Genomic DNA, 17,665 nt, shown 5'->3' on the forward strand with positions numbered 1-17,665 from the left:
GACTGCGGCCCGTGGAGCCGCAGCCGTTCCCCCGGGTGTCAGCCGCGCATCGCGAGGACTTCCTCGAACTCCACATACGCGTGCGCGTCGAAGAGCACGAACCGCACCTCCTCGACCGGGGCGACGGTCTCCGCGAGCACCGTGCGCACGGCGATCCGTGCGCCGTCGTCCATCGGCCAGCCGTAGATGCCCGTCGAGATCGCCGGGAACGCGACGGTCCTGGCGCCCAGTTCGGCGGCCAGGTGCAGGGATTCGCGGTAACAGGAGGCGAGCAGCGCGGAGCGGTCCTGGGCTCCGGAGAAGACCGGGCCGACCGTGTGGACCACCCAGCGCGCGGCGAGGCGTCCGGCCGTGGTGGCGACGGCCCGGCCGGTGGCCAGGCCCTTGCCGTACTGCGAGGCGCGCAGCTCCCGGCAGGCGGCGAGGATCTCGGGGCCGCCGCGCCGGTGGATGGCCCCGTCGACCCCGCCGCCGCCGAGGAGCGAGGAGTTCGCGGCGTTGACGATGACGTCGACGGACTGGTCGGTGATGTCACCGCGGACCAGGCGGACCGCGGGGGTGACGGAGGTGCTCATGCGGACATCATGCCGCGCTCGACGCGCCCGTGCCGCCCGCTCACGCGGACCGGGCCCGCGGGACGGCACCGCCCTGCTCGCGGCGGCTGATTCAGGCGGCGCGCAGCCTGCGCCATACGGCCTTGGCGGCGTGGTGGCCGGACATGCCGTGCACACCGGGTCCGGGCGGGGTGGCCGAGGAGCAGAGGAAGACCGCCGGGTGCGCGGTCGCGTACGGAACGCGGGCGAGCTTGGGGCGGATCAGGGTCTGGAGGCCGGAGAAGGCTCCGCAGGCGATGTCGCCGCCGATGTAGTTGGCGTTGCGGGCGGCGAGTTCGGGCGGGCCGGAGACCGCGCGGGCCAGCACCAGGTCGCGGAATCCGGGGGCGAAGCGCTCCAGTTGGCGTTCGATGACGTCGGTGGCGTCGCCCTCCCAGCCGGCCGGGACATGTCCGTACACCCAGAAGACGTGGCGTCCCTCGGGGGCGCGGGAGGGGTCGGTGAGGCTGGGCTGGGCGGTGATGAGGAAGGGGACGGAGGGGTCGCGGCCGTCGACTGCGGCCCTGAGCGCGGTGTCGATGGTGCGGGCGTCGGGGCCGATGTGGACGGTGCCGGCGCGGCGGGCGGCCTCGGCGGTCCAGGGGACGGGGCCGGAGAGCGCGTAGTCGATCTTGAAGGCGGAGGCGCCGTAGCGGTAGTGGCTGTAGGCGGAGCCGAGGCCGGCGATACGGGCGAGCGCGGAGGGCGAGGTGTCGAAGATGTAGGCGCGGGCGGGCGGGAGTTCGTCGAGCCGCTTGACCTCGCTGCCGGTGCGGATGGTCCCGCCCTGTTCGCGGAGGTAGGAGGCGAGGGCGTCGGAGATGGCCTGCGATCCGCCGCGCGGCACCGGCCAGCCGTTCTCGTGGGCGGCGAGCGCGAAGACGAGGGCGATGGCCGAGGTGGCGAAGCCGCTGGTGGGGGCTATGGCGTGGGCGGCGAGCCCGGCGAAGAGACCGCGCGCCTTCTCGCCCTGGAAGCGCCGGGAGACCCAGGTGGCGGGCTGGAGGCCGAGCAGGCCGAAGCGGGCCAGCCGGTACGGGTCGCGGGGCAGGCCGTCCCAGGGGGTGCGCAGGAAGTCGGCGGCCAGAGTGTCCCAGCGGCCGGTGAAGGGGGCGACAAGGCGGCGGTAGGCGCCCGCGTCGGCGGGGCCGAGCGTCATCGCGCTCTCGCCGACGGAGCGGGTGAGGGCTGCGGCGGTGCCGTCGGGAAGGGGGTGGGCGAGGTCGACCTCGGGGTGCAGCCACTCCAGGCCGTGCCGGGCCAGGGGCATCGCCCGGAACGCGGGCGAGCCGATGCCGAGCGGGTGCACGGCGGAGCAGGGGTCGTGCCGGAACCCCGGCAGCGTCAGCTCCTCGGTGCGGGCGCCTCCGCCGACGGTGTCGTGCGCCTCGTGGACCTCCACGGCGAAGCCCCTGCGGGCCAGTTCGGCGGCGGCGGTCAGCCCGTTGGGCCCGGCCCCCACGACGACCGCATCGAGCATCGACGTCACCTTGGGACTCCTTCGTCGGCCGGCAGGCGGAACCCCAGGGTATTCGGGCCCACCGAAAGCGCGGACGCGGGGACCCCGGGCCCGGCCCGGCAAGGGGCCGGGCCGGACCGCCCAGGGTGGGTCAGCCGCCCAGGGTGGGTCAGCCGCCCGCCCTCAGGGCGGCCAGGACACGCTGGGCGGTGGCCTCGTCGCGGGCGGCCGTGAACGGCAGGTCATTGCCGCCCGCGATCCGGTACGGGGCACCGGACAGGGTCGCCTGGGCGCCCCCCGCCTCGGTGACCAGGAGCAGGCCCGCCGCATGGTCCCAGGCGAGCTCCCAGTTGAAGGCGACGGCATCCTGGGCACCACGGGCGACCGCCAGGTATTCGAGCCCGGCCGAGCCGCAGGGGCGGGGGGCGATGCCTTCGGTGCGCAGGCCGAGCAGGGCCCGCTTCTGCGCCTCGGTGGTGTAGTCGGGGTGCGACATCGCCACGTTCAGTACGGCGCCGGGGGCGGGCGCGCCGGAGCGCACCGGCGTGCCGTTCAGGGTGGCGCCCCGGCCGCGTACGGCGACGGCCATCTCGCCCAGGACCGGTGCGTACGTCCAGGAGGCGTGGACCTCGCCGTGCAGGGCGAGGGCGACCAGGGTGCAGAAACCGGCCTCGCCCCGGACGAACTGGCGGGTGCCGTCGACCGGGTCGACGATCCAGACCGGGGCGTCGCCGCCGAGGGCGTCGTAGACCGCGGGGTCGGCGTGGACGGCCTCCTCGCCGACGACGACCGAGCCGGGCAGCAGCTTGGTGAGGGCGGCGGTGAGGTGCTCCTCGGCCAGCCGGTCGGCGGCGGTGACCAGGTCGTGCGGGCCGCTCTTCTCGATGATCTCGTGGGCGGCGAGCTTCCGGTGGCGCGGCATGATCTCGGCCGCGGCCGCGGCGCGCACGACCGCCTCGACCTCGGCGAGCGGTCCGGTGGGCCCGGCGGTTCCGTAAAGGAAGTCATCGATCATGGCTCCAGCTAAGCACGGTCCGCCGGGGCCCTTCGGACCGGAGCGTTTCGGGCCACTGGAGGTGAGCATTCCGTTGCAGCAGGTGAGCTGCGCCGATAGTCTCGTTGATCAGATTCAGTAATCAGTGAACGAGCTGTACGTGTGGACGCAGGACGCAAGACAAGACGCAAGAGGAGAGAGCAGAAGAGACGTGACCCCTCTCATCGAATGTACTGATGTCACCAAGAAGTTCGGTGACTTCACCGCGCTGAGCCGACTGAACCTGACGGTCCCCCTGGGCGTGATCTACGGCTACCTGGGCCCCAACGGAGCGGGCAAGAGCACCACCCTCCGTATGCTCATGGGCCTCTCCCGGCCCACGTCGGGCCAGGTCAGGGTGTTCGGCCAGGACCCGACCGACTCCGAGGTCCGGCGGCGCATCGGCTACCTCCCCGGCGAACTGCGGCTGGACGAACGGCTGACCATCGAGCAGACGCTGACCTCCTGGGCGCGGCTGCGGGGACTGACCGACACCTCCTACCGGGACGAGCTGGTCCAGCGGTTCGGCGTCGACCCGTCCCGGCAGGTGCACGGGCTCTCCACCGGCAACCGCCGCAAGGTCGGCCTCGTCGGCGCCTTCATGGCCCGGCCGGAGCTGCTGATCCTCGACGAACCGACCAACGGGCTGGACCCGTTGATGCAGCAGGTGTTCCTGACCACCGTCGAGGAGGCCCGGGAGCACGGGCAGAGCGTGCTGCTCTCCTCGCACATCCTCTCCGAGGTCGAGCGGGTCGCGGACCTGGTCGCCGTACTCCAGGGCGGCAAGCTCGCCGCCTCCGGGCCGACGCGCGAGCTGCGCCGTCAGGCCGCGCAGCGCTTCCACATCACCTTCGCGGAGGGCCAGGACGTGCCGCTCGACGCGCTGGCCGCCCTGGACGGGGCATCGGCCGTGGAGCGGCGCCGGCCGGAGGGCCAGGAGGTCTCCCTGGCCTGGGCGGGCTCGCCCGACGCGCTGCTGACCTTGCTGGCGGGCCACCGGATCACCACCCTCACCGCGCCCGAACCGGACCTGGAGGAAGCGTTCCTGGAGTACTACCAGCAGGACGTCCCCGGCAGCCGGAGCTCCACCGCCGAGGAGCCCTCCCTGGCCGCCGATCCGGCGCGGTAGCGAAGCCGGCCGCCACCGCCACGGATCAACAGTCATCAAGGCCGCTCCCCCGGGCCGGCCGGAAGGGAAACACATGTCATCGCCCAGCTCGGAGATCTTCCGGCGCGGAGTACAGATCCAGAAGCGCACCCTGATCGCCTGGTCGGCCGCGCTGGTCCTGCTCGCACTCTCCGTCGTCGGCGCCTGGCCCTCGATGGAGAGCTCCGGCGCCCTGGAGGACTTCTCCACAGGTCTGTCGCCGGAGCTGGCCGCCGCGCTCGGGGTCGACCAGATCGCCAGCGCCAGCGGCTATCTCAAGGGCAATCTGTACGCGGTCCTGCTGCCGCTGCTCCTCGGCCTGATGGCCGTCACCGCCACCGCCGCCCTGACCGGGGGCGACGAGGAGGCCGGGCGGCTCGAACTGCTGCTCGCACTGCCGGTGGCCCGCCGCCAGGTCTTCCTGGTGCGCTTCCTCTGCGTGGCCTTCGGCCTGGCCCTCACCAGCGTGCTGGTCTGGCTGTCGGTGTACGGCTCGGTGGTTTCGTACGACATGGACGTCTCCACCGGCGGGGTGGCCGCGGTGACGCTGACCGTCGCCCTGCTGGCCGTGCTGCACGCGGGGATCGCGTACGCCATCGTCGGGTTCGGCCTCGGGCGCGGTCCCGCGCTGGGCGTGGCGGCGGGGGTGCTCGTCGTCGGGTACCTGCTGCACGGCATCGCGCCGATGTCCGACGCCCTGGAGCCGCTGGCCAACGTCTCCCCCTGGGAGTGGGCGCTGGGCAGCGACCCGCTGGTCAACGGCGTCCCGTGGGGCGGGGTCGCGCTGCTGGTGGCCGTCTCGGCCGTGGTCGTCGCCGCCGGGACGTACGCGGTGGACCGGCGCGACATCAAGAACGCCTGACCAGCGGGTCCGCGCCCGCCCGGAGCGGCCCGGCGTCTCCCCCGGAGGCGCCGGGCCGGCCCTTTCCCGGATCCCCGCCACTTCCCGTAACATCCGCTCGGCGGGCCACCGGCTGACCGTCGCCTTCCTCAAGGCCTGAGAACCCAGCGAGACCATGACTGACCACGACAGCACGCCCGACGCCGGATCGTCCCCGGCCCCCGGACCCGACGGGTTCAGCGCGGGGGAAGCCTCCTTCATCAGCGAGATGGGCTCGCTGATGGAGCGCTGGGGCCTCCCCCAGGCCACCGGCCGCCTCTTCGGCTACCTCCTGCTGCGCAACAAGCCGGTGGACCTCGACACCATGACCCGCGAGCTCGGCCAGGCCAAGAGCGGACTCAGCGTGGCCGCCCGCCAGTTGGAGGCCTGGACCCTGGTGCGGCGCTCCACCAGGCCCGGCAGCAGGCGGATCGATTACGAGGCGGTGGGCGACCTTCAGCACCTGCTGCTGGTGAACAACGCCCATATGCGCAAGTTCACCGAGACGCTGAGCTCGGGCATCCCGGTGGCGCACGGCGAGGCCAGGGACCGGCTGGCCTCGCTCGCCGACCTGTTCAGCGGGTTCGTGGAGCAGACCGAGGCGCTGGTGGCCGACTGGGAAGCCCGGCGCACCACGTCCTGACCCGGCCGGGGGGCGGGCGCCGGGGCGTGCCGACCGTCCCGGATGATCGCGCCGGCCGTCTCCGGATGATTCGGACGGGCTGCCGGGGGCAGGCGATCCGCCGGACGGCCGATCGCCGCCGACCCGTCGGAAGCCTCTTTCCGGTACACGTCGGCGGGGCGCCGATCCTGGCCGGACCGGGCCTACCGTCGGCCTGGTCAGCCACCCCGACCAACGGAGATGTACGACATGGCAAAGATCCTTTTCGTGGTGACCGGCGCGGACCACTGGACCCTGGCGGACGGCACGGCCCATCCGACGGGCTTCTGGGCCGAGGAGGCCGTGGCCCCGTACCAGGTGTTCACCGGCGCCGGTCACGAGGTGGTCGTCGCCACCCCGGGCGGCGTCGTCCCGACCGTGGACCGCGGCAGCCTGACCCCCGACGTCAACGGCGGCCAGGAGGGCGCCGACAAGGTGGCGGCGGGTCTTGAGGCGTTCGAGGAGCTGCGGCGGCCGGTCGCGCTGGAGAACGTGGACCTGGACGCGTACGACGCCGTCTTCTACCCGGGCGGCCACGGCCCGATGGAGGACCTCGCGGTGGACCCGGCCTCCGGCCGGCTGCTCACCGAGACCCTGGCGTCGGGCAAGCCGCTCGGCGTCGTCTGCCACGCCCCGGCGGCGCTGCTGGCCGCCACGGGTCCGGACGGCACCAACGCGTTCACCGGCTACCGGCTGACCGGCTTCACCAACGCCGAGGAGACCCAGGCGGGCTTCGCGGACAAGGCGAAGTGGCTGCTCCAGGACCGGCTGGTGGCGCTCGGCGCGGACTTCCAGGAGGGCGAGCCCTGGGCGCCGTTCGTGATCACCGACCGGAACCTGGTGACCGGTCAGAACCCGGCCTCCTCCACACCGCTGGCCGAGGAGCTGCTGAAGCGGATCGGCTGACCGGGACCGCTCCCGTGACGCCCGCGCCCCGGCCCGGCGTGGTACGGCCGGTCAGGCTGGTACGGCCACGTGTGCGCGGGCGTCACCAGTCCCGCTGCCCCGGCGGCTCGCAGAGCTCCAGGACCACGGCGCCCGAGTCCGGCTCCTCCCCCGCGAGGGGCTTCACGCGGGCGCCGACCGTCACCATCTGCGGTGCGGCGCCGACGACCTGGCAGCGGAAGACGAAACCCTCGGGGAAGCGGACCAGGGATTCGTTGCGCGCCGCCTCGGTATAGCGGTGGACCACGGCGGTCCGTACGACCACCCCGTGGCCGGTGGTGCGTTCCGGCTCCAGTTCGCTGGACGCGCACACCGGGCAGAGCAACCGCCGGAAGGAGGCGGTGCCGCACCAGCGGCAGCGGTTGTAGGAGAGGCCGCACTCCTCGTGCGCCTTCTGGACGGTGCCCATTCCTGCCTGAGACACGGATCGACCCCCTGCGCTCGACTCGGACGCGCCGCACCTGGCTGACGGCGCGTCCGCACCATATGGCACTGAGTGCCGGAGAGTAAAGGCACTGAGTGCCGATTATTACCGAGTTCTTGCCGCGCCTGTGGTCCGGTGCCGCCGCCGGACCCGCTCAGCTCTCGCCGACGGCCGCCTCGATCTGCTGCACGACGCGCCACATGGGGGTGCCTTTGGCGGCCACCATGACGATGACCTCGTTGTCGCCGGATCCGGCGGTGATGCCGCCGGCCGGCACCGGTTTCTCCAGCCGCCTCTCAAGCTGTTCCTCCAGCGCGGGCGAGGGCTCGGCGGGCCGCTCCCACACATCCCGTACCAGGTCTAGGGCATGATCCACAGCCGCTTCGGGATCCCCCGCACCGCCCGAACGCAGCCACAGCCGCAGCCCGTTGTTGTGCGCGGCGACCACGGAGGCGGCGATCACCTCGGCCCTCAGCTCCCCGTCACCGTCGGCCCCGAAGCGGCCCCGGAGGTGACCGGCGAGCGTCTGTTCGTACCGGCGCACCACGGAGAGTTCGTACGTCCGCAGTCCGGGCACCTCCCGGGTGAGCCGGTAGCGCTGTACGGAGAACTCGGGGTCGGCCGCGTACATCCGGAGCACGATCCGCGCCGCGTCGCACACCGCGCCCACCGGATCGCCGTCGTCCACAGCGGCCAGGAATTCCGTCATCTCGGCGAGACAGCGCTCATGATCCGGGAAGACCACGTCCTCCTTGGAGGGGAAGTACCGGAAGAAGGAGCGCCGCCCCACCCCGGCCCGCGCCACGATGTCGTCGACCGTCGTCCGCTCGAAACCCCGCTCCAGGAAGAGCTGGAAGGCAGCCTGGGCGAGCACCTCCCGCATGGGTGCCTTCTTCTCGGGTCCGCGTGCCTCGCTCATGCGGCGAAACGTAGCATCGGAAGGAGGGTTTTGGCACTGGGTACCTTTACAGAGGGTACTGAGTACCATAAGGTCACCCTTAGAAACCACACCCAGGTGGGACCGGGCCCGATCGGCAGGGGACCACACCCAGGTAGGCAGGAGAGCCGGCGTGAGCTTGAGGATCGTTGTCTGTGTGAAGTACGTGCCCGACGCGACCGGTGACCGGCATTTCGCCGATGACCTGACGCTGGACCGTGATGATGTCGACGGTCTGCTGTCGGAGCTGGACGAGTACGCGGTCGAGCAGGCGTTGCAGATCGCGGATGCGGCGGACGATGCGGAGATCACCGTGGTGACGGTGGGTCCGGAGGATGCCAAGGACGCGTTGCGCAAGGCGTTGTCGATGGGTGCGGACAAGGCTGTGCACGTCGAGGACGACGATCTCCACGGCACCGATGTGATCGGTACGTCGCTGGTTCTGGCGAAGGCGGTCGAGAAGACCGGCTTTGACCTGGTGATCTGCGGGATGGCTTCCACCGACGGTGTGATGGGTGTGCTGCCGGCGCTGCTGGCGGAGCGTCTGGGTGTGCCGCAGGTGACGCTGCTCTCCGAGGTCGCGGTGGACGGTGGTGTGGTGACCGGGCGGCGTGACGGTGACACCGCTTCCGAGCAGCTTGAGGCCTCGCTCCCGGCGGTGGTGTCGGTGACCGACCAGTCCGGCGAGGCCCGCTACCCGTCGTTCAAGGGGATCATGGCGGCGAAGAAGAAGCCGGTCGAGTCGCTGGATCTGGACGATCTGGGCCTGGACGCGGACGAGGTGGGTCTGGCGGGTGCGTGGACCGCGGTCGATTCGGCGACCGAGCGTCCGGCGCGGACGGCGGGCACGATCGTGAAGGACGAGGGCGAGGGCGGCAAGCAGCTCGCCGAGTTCCTCGCGGGCCAGAAGTTCATCTAGGCCCCGGCCCCCTGTCTGTCCCCTCCTTCTTCTCTTCTCTCGTCTGGAGTGCGTTGTCATGGCTGAAGTTCTTGTTCTGGTCGATCACGTGGACGGTGCGGTCCGCAAGCCCACCCTGGAGCTGCTGACGCTGGCCCGCCGGATCGGTGACCCCGTAGCCGTCGCTCTCGGTGCCGGCGCGGAGGGCACCGCGGGTGTGCTGGGTGAGCACGGTGCGGTGAAGGTGCTGACCGCGGATGCCCCGGAGTTCGCGGACTATCTGGTGGTGCCGAAGGTCGACGCGCTGCAGGCCGCGTTCGACGCGGTGGGCCCGGTGGCGGTGCTGGTGGTGTCCTCGGCCGAGGGCAAGGAGATCGCCGCCCGTCTCGCGCTGCGGACCGGCTCCGGGATCATCACCGACGCCACCGACCTGGAGGCCGGTGAGCAGGGTCCGGTCGCGACGCAGGCCGCGTTCGCCGCCTCCTACACCACGAAGTCCCGGGTCTCCAAGGGGGTTCCGGTCATCACGGTCAAGCCGAACTCCGCCCCCGTCGAGCCCGCCGCCGCCGCCGGCACCGTCGAGGCCCTGTCGGTGTCGTTCAGTGACGGCGCCACGGGGACGAAGGTGACCTCCCGTACGCCGCGTGAGTCGACCGGGCGCCCGGAGCTGACCGAGGCCGCGATCGTCGTCTCCGGCGGCCGTGGCGTCAACGGTGCGGAGAACTTCCCCCTCATCGAGGCCCTCGCCGACTCCCTCGGTGCCGCGGTGGGTGCCTCGCGGGCCGCGGTGGACGCGGGCTGGTACCCGCACACCTCCCAGGTCGGCCAGACCGGCAAGTCCGTCTCCCCCCAGCTCTACATCGCCTCCGGTATCTCCGGCGCGATCCAGCACCGGGCCGGGATGCAGACCTCGAAGACCATCGTCGCGGTCAACAAGGACGCCGAGGCCCCGATCTTCGACCTCGTCGACTACGGCGTCGTCGGCGACCTCTTCACCGTCGTCCCCCAGCTCACCGAAGAGATCAACACCCGCAAGGGCTGACACACCCAAGCAAACACACGAACAACACCCGCCTGGGCCGCACGGTGCACCCCACCGCGCGGCCCAGCGCCGTACTACCGCCGCTCTTCGGCTATGCGGCTCGGTACGCCACCCCGGTCGTCCGCACCGAGTCCGAACGTGGTGAAGGCCGTCCGGTCCGGCAGCGGGTAAGTCTCCTTGCCCGTCAGCGCGTTGATGATGACGGCGGACCGCCAGGCGGCCAGGCCCAGGTCGGGGGCGCCGACCCCGTGCGTATGCCGTTCCGCGTTCTGCACGAAGACCGATCCGTCGATCTCGGGTGCCAGGACGAGCCGTTGGGCCTCGTCGACCTGCGGGCGCCCGGCGTCGTCGCGGACGATGTACGGGTCCATCGCGGCGAGCAGCGTGTCGACGGGGCGCTCCCGGTACCCGGTGGCGAGGACCACCGCGTCCGTGGTCAGCCTGCCCCGGGCCTCCTGCTGGCCGTGCTCCACGGCCAGTTCGATGCGGCCGCTCCCCGTGACGGTGGCGCCGGTGACCTCGATGCCGGGCGTGAGGGTCACGTCGGGCCAGCCGCCGCCGAGGCTGCGGCGGTACAGCTCGTCGTGGATGTCCCCGAGGGTGTCCCCGCTGACCCCCTTGTAGAGCTGCCACTGGCTGGGCAGCAGGCGGTCCCGGGTGGCCTGCGGGAGCCCGTGGAAGTAGCGCGTGTAGTCCGGGGTGAACTGCTCCAGGCCGATCTTGCTGTACTCCATGGGCGCGAAGGCCGGGGTACGGGCGAGCCAGGTGAGCCCCTCCGCGCCCTCCGGCCTCAACCGCAGCAGGTCCAGCAGGACTTCGGCGCCGGACTGGCCCGACCCGACGACGGTGACGTGCCGGGCGGCGAGCAGCCGGTCCCGCTGGGCGAGGTAGTCGGCGGAGTGCAGGACGAGGGGTACGGAGTCCGCCTCCAGGGCCCTCAGCGGCTCGGGGACATGGGGCGCGGTGCCGACGCCGAGGGCGAGGTTACGGGTGTGGGTGAGCCCGCTCCCGAGGCTCTCGCCGTCCGGTCCGAGCCGGGTGAAGTCGACGGCGAACGCGCTCTCCCCCGCGTCCCAGGCGATGGCGTCGACGCGGTGGCCGAAGTGGGTGGAGGGCAGTTCGGTGCTCACCCAGCGCAGGTAGTTGTCGAACTCGGAGCGGTGGATGTGGAAGCGCTCGGCGAAGTAGAACGGGAAGAGCCTGCGCCGCGTCTTGAGGTAATTGAGGTAGCACCAGGGGCTGATCGGGTCCACCAGGCTCACCAGGTCTGCCAGGAACGGGACTTGGAGGGTCGCTCCTTCGATGAGCAGGCCGGGGTGCCAGTGGAAGGCGGTGCGCTGTTCGTGGAAGGCGCTGCGCAGGCCGGGTACGCCGTCGGCGAGTGCGGCGAGCGACAGGTTGAAGGGCCCTGCGCCCACCCCCAGCAGATCGAGAGGCGGGGTTCGCGGTCCGGGCGTCATCGGGTTCCTCCAACGGAATTCGTGCGCGTCAGCAACGTCATGGCGAACGTCATGGCGACAGCCTTTCCGCCGCCGGGGCGCCGGTACCGCCGGCGGCGGAAAGGCTGTTGCCGTCTTCGGCCGCCGCCGCCCGCTCCGCCGCCTCCGTCACCAGGTCGAGCAGCGGAAGCAGGTCGGCGCTCGCGGCGGCGGGGTGCAGCAACGTGGCCTTGAGCCAGAGCCGGCGCCTCCCGTCGCCGTCTTCGGCCACCGCCCGTCCGAGGACGGCCCGGCCGTCCATGAGCAGGGTGCGGCGGACCTCGGCGACGACGGCGTCCCCGGCCTCCGCTTCCCGCTCGTCGGCCACCACCGGCCGGAACAGCACGGTGCTGATCCCGATCGCGCCGGGCCGGCGGCGCAGTGCGGGCCGGGCGTCGACGGCCCGGCCGAACTCCTCCGCCGTACGTACGCAGTGCTCGACCAGTTCGCTCAGTCCCCGGCGTCCCAGCGCCCGGAAGGTGACCGCCATCTTCAGGGCGTCGGGGCGCCGGGTCGTACGGACCGAGCGGCCCAGCAGGTCGGGGAGCCCGGCCTCGGTGTCGTCGTCGGCGTTGAGGTAGTCGGCGCGCAGGGACAGCGGGGCGAGCAGGGCGGTGTCCGCGACGGCGAGCACTCCGGCGGCGACCGGCTGCCAGCCGAGTTTGTGGAGGTCGAGCGTTACGGAGACGGCCCGGTCGAGCCCCGAGAGCCGGGGCGCCAGGCGCTCGCTGAACAGCAGGGGCCCGCCGTACGCCGCGTCGACGTGGAGCTCGGCTCCGAACCGCTCCGCGATCCGGGCTATCTCGGGGAGCGGGTCGATGCGCCCCTCGTCGGTGGTCCCGGCGGTGGCGACGACCAGGACCGGTCCGCCGCCGAGCCCGGCCAGGGTGCGGTCGAGGGCGGCGGGGTCGATGCGGCCGTCGTGGCAGGCAACGATGGCGGGGGCGGGCAGGCCGAGCATCCAGGCGGCGCGGTGCACGCTGTGGTGGGCGTTGGCCCCGGTCACCACACGCAGCGGGCCGGGCGCCGCCCGTTCGCGGGCGAGGAGCAGGGCGACCAGGTTGGACTCGGTGCCGCCGCTGGTGATGAGGGCGTCGGGCGCGGGGGCTTCCGGGTGGACGAGCCGGGCCAGTGCGGCGCTGGTCAGCTTCTCGATGACCCCGGCGGCGGGTGCCTGGTCCCAGGAGTCCATCGACGGGTTCAGTGCGGCCCCCGCCAGCTCCGCCGCGGCCGCCACCGCCAGCGGCGGGCAGTGCAGATGGGCGACGCACGCGGGGTCGGCCGGGTCGGCGGCCCCCTCGGCGACGGCCCGTACCAGGTCCGCGAGCGCGGCCTCGGCGCCGATGCCCTCCTCGGGCAGCACCGGTGCGGCCAGGGCGGTGGTCCGCCGGGCCACCTCGTCCGGTCCTCCGGCGGGCAGCGGTCCGCCCCGGGCCCGGGCGGCGGACTCCAGGGTGTCCAGGACGACCGCGGTCAGGGCGCGCAGATGGCCGGGTCCGTCGACGCCGCCCGCGAGCGGGGCTCCCGTACCGGCGCTCACGCCGCACGCCGCACGGGGAGTTCGGCGGACAGCAGGCCCTGAGCACGCTCCATGGCGAAGCCCTTCGATCGGAGTGCAAGATCCACAACCGGGATTCGCTGGTTAGGCTAACCTAACTCCACCGTTGGGGAAGAACGCACTCCGGTCGGCCGGACCTGGCGAACCGGCCTGCCGCCGAACCGAGTCGGGGGCGCGTGCCCCGGTACGGGAGCGGCGGTGGCCGCTCCCGTACCGGGTCGGATCACGCCGCTTCGGTGGGCAGCTCCGCGCGGATCTCCCGCGCGGCGGCGACCAGGTTCTCCAGGGAGGTCCGGGTCTCGGGCCACCCCCGGGTCTTCAGGCCGCAGTCGGGGTTCACCCACAGGCGTGTCGCCGGGATGGCCTCAAGTCCCTTGCGCAGCAGGGTGGCTGCCTCTTCGGTGCTCGGGATGCGCGGGGAGTGGATGTCGTAGACGCCGGGTCCGGCCTCACGCGGGTAGCCGTGGGCGGCCAGTTCGCGGGCGACCTGCATGTGGGAGCGGGCGGCCTCCAGGCTGATGACGTCGGCGTCGAGGTCGTCGATGGCCTGGACGATGTCGCCGAACTCCGCGTAGCACATGTGGGTGTGGATCTGGGTGTCCGGCCGCACCCCGGAGGTGGCGAGGCGGAAGGACTCCGTCGCCCACTCCAGGTACGCGGCGTGGTCGGCGGCCCGCAGCGGCAGCGTCTCGCGCAGGGCGGGCTCGTCGACCTGGATCACCGAAGTGCCGTTCGCCTCCAGGTCGTTCACCTCGTCGCGCAGGGCGAGGGCGACCTGGCGGGCGGTCTCGCCGAGCGGCTGGTCGTCACGGACGAAGGACCAGGCGAGCATGGTGACCGGGCCGGTGAGCATGCCCTTGACGGGGCGCTCGGTGAGCGACTGCGCGTACGCCGTCCAGCGCACCGTCATCGGCTCGGGGCGCGAGATGTCCCCGGCGAGGACCGGCGGGCGGACGTAGCGGGTGCCGTACGACTGGACCCAGCCGTGCTGCGTGGCGAGGTAGCCGGTGAGCTGCTCGGCGAAGTACTGGACCATGTCGTTGCGTTCGGGCTCGCCGTGGACCAGGACATCGATCCCGGCCTTCTCCTGGAAGGAGAGGACCTCGCGGATCTCGTCCTTGATCCGCTCCTCGTACCCGGCCTCGTCGATCCGGCCCGCGCGCAGGTCGGCGCGGGCGGTGCGGAGTTCGGTGGTCTGCGGGAACGAGCCGATCGTGGTGGTCGGCAGGAGCGGCAGACCGAGGTGGGCGCGCTGGGCCACGGTCCGCTCGGCGTACGGCTGGGAGCGGCGGCCGTCGGCGTCGGTGATGGCCGCCGTACGGGCCCGGACGGCCGGGTCACGGGTGATGACGGCGTCGGTGCGGGAGGCCAGGTCGGCCCGGTTGGCGGCGATTTCGGCGGCGATGGCCTCGGTGCCGGCGGACAGGCCGCGTGCCAGGACGACGATCTCCTGGGTCTTCTGGCGGGCGAAGGCGAGCCAGCGGGCGACCTGCGGGTCGATGTCGTGTTCGGCGGCGGCGTCCAGCGGGACGTGCAGGAGGGAGGAGGAGGCGGAGACATCGACGTGGTCCGCGAGGCCGAGGAGCGTGCCCAGGGTGGCGAGCGACTTCTCGTAGTCGTTGATCCAGATGTTGCGGCCGTTGACGACGCCCGCGATTAGGCGCTTGCCGGGCAGGCCGCCGGCCGCCGCGAGGTCGGTGAGGTTCGCGGCGCCGGACTCGGTGAAGTCCAGCGCGAGCCCCTCGACCGGGGACTTGGCGAGCACCGGAAGCGCCTCGCCGAGCCGTCCGAAGTAGGAGGCGACGAGCAGCTTGGACCGGTCCGTGAGGCCGCCGAGCTCGCGGTAGGCGCGGGCGGCGGCGTTCAGCTCGGCCGGGGTGCGGTCCTGGACGAGGGCGGGCTCATCCAGCTGCACCCACTCGGCGCCTGCGGCCCGGAGGTCGGCGAGGACTTCGGCGTACACGGGCAGGAGCCGGTCGAGGAGGGTCAGCGGCTCGAAGTCGGCGGCGATCCCGGGGGCCGCCTTGGCGAGCAGGAGGTAGGTGACCGGGCCGACGAGGACCGGGCGCGGGGTGTGGCCCAGCGCGAGGGCTTCCTTCAGCTCGGCGACCTGCTTGGCGGAGTCGGCGGTGAACACCGTGTCCGGGCCCAACTCGGGCACGAGGTAGTGGTAGTTGGTGTCGAACCACTTGGTCATTTCGAGCGGGGCCACGTCCTGCGTACCGCGGGCCATGGCGAAGTAGCCGTCGAGGGCGTCGGTACGGACCGCCTCGCGGTGCCGCTCGGGGACAGCGCCGACCATGACACTGGTGTCCAGGACGTGGTCGTAGTACGAGAAATCACCGGTCGGCACCTCGTGGACTCCGGCCTCGGCGAGCTGCTGCCAGGTTCCCCTGCGCAGTTCGGCGGCGGTCCGCCGGAGGGTGTCCGCGTCGACGCGGCCCTTCCAGTAGCCCTCGATGGCCTTCTTCAGTTCACGGTTCTGACCCTGGCGGGGGTAGCCGTACACGGTGGCCCGTGCTGCCGCGGCTGCGGGCTTCGCTGTCACGTGACTCTCCTTCGCGAGCATGTCTCCAGCTGATCCCGGGACGGGACGCGGACGCGCGAAGGGGTGACCGAACCGGGCGGAAAACGCGACACGCTTGACCGTGTCCGTCCACCCGACGGTTACGCCGACCCGCCCACGAGGTCACCGGGAACTCCGCACGCGAACGGTCGCGTGCGGGCAACGGGCAGGTCTTCGGACTCGCGGGCACGTCTGCCGGGGGCAGACACCTACTGGCCGTCGCTTCCCAGACCCGGCCGGGTCCAGTGCGTATGACGGCGGTCGTTCCCGCTCACCGCTGCGGGGCAGTCCCGGATTCCCACCGGGTTCCCTCTTACGACACCCTGCCTGGCGGACAGGGCGAACCAGCTGCACCGGCCACCCTAAGGGGACGACCGCCGGGCGCACACCGTTGTTCACACTTCGGACGGTGATATGAGACACGGCCTCCGGTCACGTCCCGAACTGCCGAGGAACGTCCTCCGAACGGGTGAAGAAGGGCATTGGAACGGTCCGCGCACCCATCCGAACCGGCAGGTGGCACCGAATGGTCGGCACAGGGGCGCGGAGCGGGCGCTCCTGGAACACTGCCCGGGACCGGATCCGGCATCCTGGCACGATCCGGCCCCGGGCAGGCAGTTCGCGCCGGTTTTCCCCCCTGGGCAGGCGGTTCGCGTCGGCATTCCTCCCCCGGGCGGCAGTGCGCGCGCCGGCCCTCCTCGCCCTGTTCCGCCGTTCGTCGCCGGTTCGCTGACTCACGGTCAGGTCGTGGTGGCACGGTGACTCAGATGTAACCAAATGGCGTAGGCGAGCCGGAACCACCGAGGGTCACAGGCCGTTCTTCTTGCCAATACACGGCCGCCGACCCACGGCGGCGATGAGCGAGAGAAGCAGTAGATGAAGAAGACAGTCGGGTGGGCTCAGGACGGCGACGACTGGACGATCACCGTGAACGGCACGCTGTACCGGGCCGTCGAGCGCCCCACGGACGGGCGCGTGCACAACTATCTGGTGCGGGGGAACGACCTGACCGCCGAGTGCCCGAGCCTCGGTCATGGGCTCGGAGTGATCCGGGCGCACGAGTCCCGGAGCTGACCTCCGGCCGGTCCGGCGACCAGGACGTGTCCGGGGTGCGGCGGCCGCCCGCGCCTCGACGCGACCCGCCGCCCTGCGTCACGTCACCCGCTCACCTGTCCGGGCCCCCGCTCGCGGGCCGGGGCCCCTCAGCTGTCCGTGCCTGCCGCCTCAGCTGTCCGTGCCGCGTGGGCCCGCCCCGAGGTCGGCACCCTCCGGCCGGTGGCGCAGCAGATACGTGTCCATGATCCAGCCGTGCCGTTCGCGGGCCTCGGCGCGCACCCGGCTGATCCGCTCGGCGACCTCGTCGAGCGGCCCGGAGACCAGGAGTTCGTCCGGGGTGCCGATGTAGGCGCCCCAGTAGATCCACAGCCCCCTGCCCGTCAGATGGGTGAAGCTCTCGTGGCCGTCGAGCATCACCACGATGTCGCCGTCGTCGTCCGGGAACCCCTCGGCGAGCCGCCGCCCGGGGGTGATGTGGATGGGGCGGCCGACCTGGTTCAGGGAGGTGCGGTGGCGGGCGGCGAGCGCGGAGACGCTGCTGATCCCGGGGATCACCTCATGGCCGAATTCCACCGTGCCCCGGTCCCGGATGTCCTCCAGGATCGCGAGGGTGCTGTCGTACAGGGACGGGTCGCCCCACACCAGGAACGCGCCGGTCTCCCCCGGCGCCAGCTCCTCGATGATCAGCCGCTCGCAGATGTCGGCGCGGCGGTGGCGCCAGTCGTGCACCGCCGAGGTGTAGCGCCCCCGGTCGTCCTGGGTACGGTCCCGCCAGGGGTCCTCGGCCTCCACGACCCGGTAGGGGCCGGTGAGGTGCTCGGCCAGGATGTCCCGCCGCAGCCGGGTCAGGGACTCCTTCTCCCGGCCCTTGCCGAGCACGAAGAAGACCTGCGCCCTGCGCATGGCCTTCACCGCGGCGAGGGTCAGGTGGTCGGGGTCGCCGGCGCCCATGCCGATGACGAGGATGTGCCGTGGTGCGTCGCTCATG

At 72.3% G+C, this 17,665-nt stretch carries 16 protein-coding genes and 1 riboswitch; of the genes, 7 read left to right on the forward strand and 9 right to left on the reverse strand.

Going from position 1 to position 17,665, the window contains the following annotated elements:
- Nucleotides 1-38 precede the first annotated feature (38 nt).
- The 3 genes from R2B67_RS04625 to R2B67_RS04635 all read right to left on the reverse strand — a co-directional run bounded on the left by R2B67_RS04625 (nt 39) and on the right by R2B67_RS04635 (nt 3,067).
- Nucleotides 39-575 (reverse strand): O-acetyl-ADP-ribose deacetylase, encoded by a 537-nt coding sequence (locus R2B67_RS04625; RefSeq protein WP_018513514.1) that lies wholly within the window; start codon nt 573-575, stop codon nt 39-41.
- A 91-nt stretch (nt 576-666) separates the two neighbouring features.
- Nucleotides 667-2,082, reverse strand: a complete 1,416-nt coding sequence (locus R2B67_RS04630; protein ID WP_317816560.1) for a phytoene desaturase family protein — start codon at nt 2,080-2,082, stop codon at nt 667-669.
- A 139-nt stretch (nt 2,083-2,221) separates the two neighbouring features.
- Nucleotides 2,222-3,067 carry an inositol monophosphatase family protein gene (locus tag R2B67_RS04635; protein ID WP_317816561.1) on the reverse strand — a complete coding sequence of 282 codons (846 nt, stop codon included), beginning with the start codon at nt 3,065-3,067 and terminating at the stop codon, nt 2,222-2,224.
- Nucleotides 3,068-3,257: 190 nt separating this feature from the next.
- Here R2B67_RS04635 and R2B67_RS04640 point away from each other — a divergent pair, with 190 nt between their 5' ends.
- From R2B67_RS04640 to R2B67_RS04655, 4 genes are all read left to right on the forward strand, one after another.
- On the forward strand, nt 3,258-4,214 hold the full coding sequence (locus tag R2B67_RS04640) for an ABC transporter ATP-binding protein (RefSeq protein ID WP_317816562.1): 957 nt from the start codon (nt 3,258-3,260) through the stop codon (nt 4,212-4,214).
- A 73-nt stretch (nt 4,215-4,287) separates the two neighbouring features.
- Nucleotides 4,288-5,094: an efflux permease Rv1217c-related protein gene (locus R2B67_RS04645; protein WP_109980240.1), complete on the forward strand. Its 807-nt coding sequence runs from the start codon at nt 4,288-4,290 to the stop codon at nt 5,092-5,094.
- Nucleotides 5,095-5,248: 154 nt separating this feature from the next.
- Entirely contained in the window at nt 5,249-5,755 is a 507-nt protein-coding gene (locus tag R2B67_RS04650) for a GbsR/MarR family transcriptional regulator (RefSeq protein WP_109980239.1), read from the forward strand.
- A 228-nt stretch (nt 5,756-5,983) separates the two neighbouring features.
- Nucleotides 5,984-6,679: a type 1 glutamine amidotransferase domain-containing protein gene (locus tag R2B67_RS04655; protein ID WP_317816564.1), complete on the forward strand. Its 696-nt coding sequence runs from the start codon at nt 5,984-5,986 to the stop codon at nt 6,677-6,679.
- 82 nt (nt 6,680-6,761) lie between these two features.
- On the opposite strand, the gene R2B67_RS04660 is transcribed toward R2B67_RS04655, so the two are convergent.
- Together R2B67_RS04660 and R2B67_RS04665 are read right to left on the reverse strand one after the other, a co-directional pair.
- Nucleotides 6,762-7,127, reverse strand: a complete 366-nt coding sequence (locus tag R2B67_RS04660; RefSeq protein ID WP_018513521.1) for a Zn-ribbon domain-containing OB-fold protein — start codon at nt 7,125-7,127, stop codon at nt 6,762-6,764.
- Between the two features lie 169 nt (nt 7,128-7,296).
- On the reverse strand, nt 7,297-8,025 hold the full coding sequence (locus R2B67_RS04665; RefSeq protein WP_317824779.1) for a TetR family transcriptional regulator: 729 nt from the start codon (nt 8,023-8,025) through the stop codon (nt 7,297-7,299).
- Nucleotides 8,026-8,212: 187 nt separating this feature from the next.
- Between R2B67_RS04665 and R2B67_RS04670 the strand changes: the two genes are divergently transcribed.
- On the forward strand, nt 8,213-8,998 hold the full coding sequence (locus R2B67_RS04670; RefSeq protein ID WP_317816565.1) for an electron transfer flavoprotein subunit beta/FixA family protein: 786 nt from the start codon (nt 8,213-8,215) through the stop codon (nt 8,996-8,998).
- Nucleotides 8,999-9,056: 58 nt separating this feature from the next.
- A complete protein-coding gene (locus tag R2B67_RS04675; protein WP_317816566.1) occupies nt 9,057-10,019 on the forward strand; it encodes an electron transfer flavoprotein subunit alpha/FixB family protein in 963 nt (320 codons plus the stop codon).
- Nucleotides 10,020-10,093: 74 nt separating this feature from the next.
- On the opposite strand, the gene R2B67_RS04680 is transcribed toward R2B67_RS04675, so the two are convergent.
- From R2B67_RS04680 to metE, 3 genes are all read right to left on the reverse strand, one after another.
- On the reverse strand, nt 10,094-11,479 hold the full coding sequence (locus R2B67_RS04680) for a lysine N(6)-hydroxylase/L-ornithine N(5)-oxygenase family protein (protein ID WP_317816567.1): 1,386 nt from the start codon (nt 11,477-11,479) through the stop codon (nt 10,094-10,096).
- A 49-nt stretch (nt 11,480-11,528) separates the two neighbouring features.
- Nucleotides 11,529-13,037: a pyridoxal phosphate-dependent decarboxylase family protein gene (locus R2B67_RS04685; protein WP_317816568.1), complete on the reverse strand. Its 1,509-nt coding sequence runs from the start codon at nt 13,035-13,037 to the stop codon at nt 11,529-11,531.
- Nucleotides 13,038-13,278: 241 nt separating this feature from the next.
- Nucleotides 13,279-15,603 (reverse strand): 5-methyltetrahydropteroyltriglutamate--homocysteine S-methyltransferase, encoded by a 2,325-nt coding sequence (gene metE / locus R2B67_RS04690; RefSeq protein WP_317816569.1) that lies wholly within the window; start codon nt 15,601-15,603, stop codon nt 13,279-13,281.
- Between the two features lie 178 nt (nt 15,604-15,781).
- Nucleotides 15,782-15,972: riboswitch (cobalamin riboswitch) on the reverse strand.
- A gap of 525 nt (nt 15,973-16,497) precedes the next feature.
- On the opposite strand from metE, the gene R2B67_RS04695 reads away from it, so the two are divergent.
- A complete protein-coding gene (locus tag R2B67_RS04695) occupies nt 16,498-16,695 on the forward strand; it encodes a hypothetical protein (RefSeq protein ID WP_018514785.1) in 198 nt (65 codons plus the stop codon).
- Nucleotides 16,696-16,845: 150 nt separating this feature from the next.
- Here R2B67_RS04695 and cobF read toward each other — a convergent pair whose 3' ends face one another.
- On the reverse strand, nt 16,846-17,664 hold the full coding sequence (gene cobF, locus R2B67_RS04700; RefSeq protein ID WP_317816570.1) for a precorrin-6A synthase (deacetylating): 819 nt from the start codon (nt 17,662-17,664) through the stop codon (nt 16,846-16,848).
- Between the last annotated feature and the right edge of the window lies 1 nt (nt 17,665).

The sequence above is a fragment of the Streptomyces cyaneofuscatus genome (assembly GCF_033109485.1).
In the GTDB taxonomy this organism is placed as follows: domain Bacteria; phylum Actinomycetota; class Actinomycetes; order Streptomycetales; family Streptomycetaceae; genus Streptomyces; species Streptomyces cyaneofuscatus.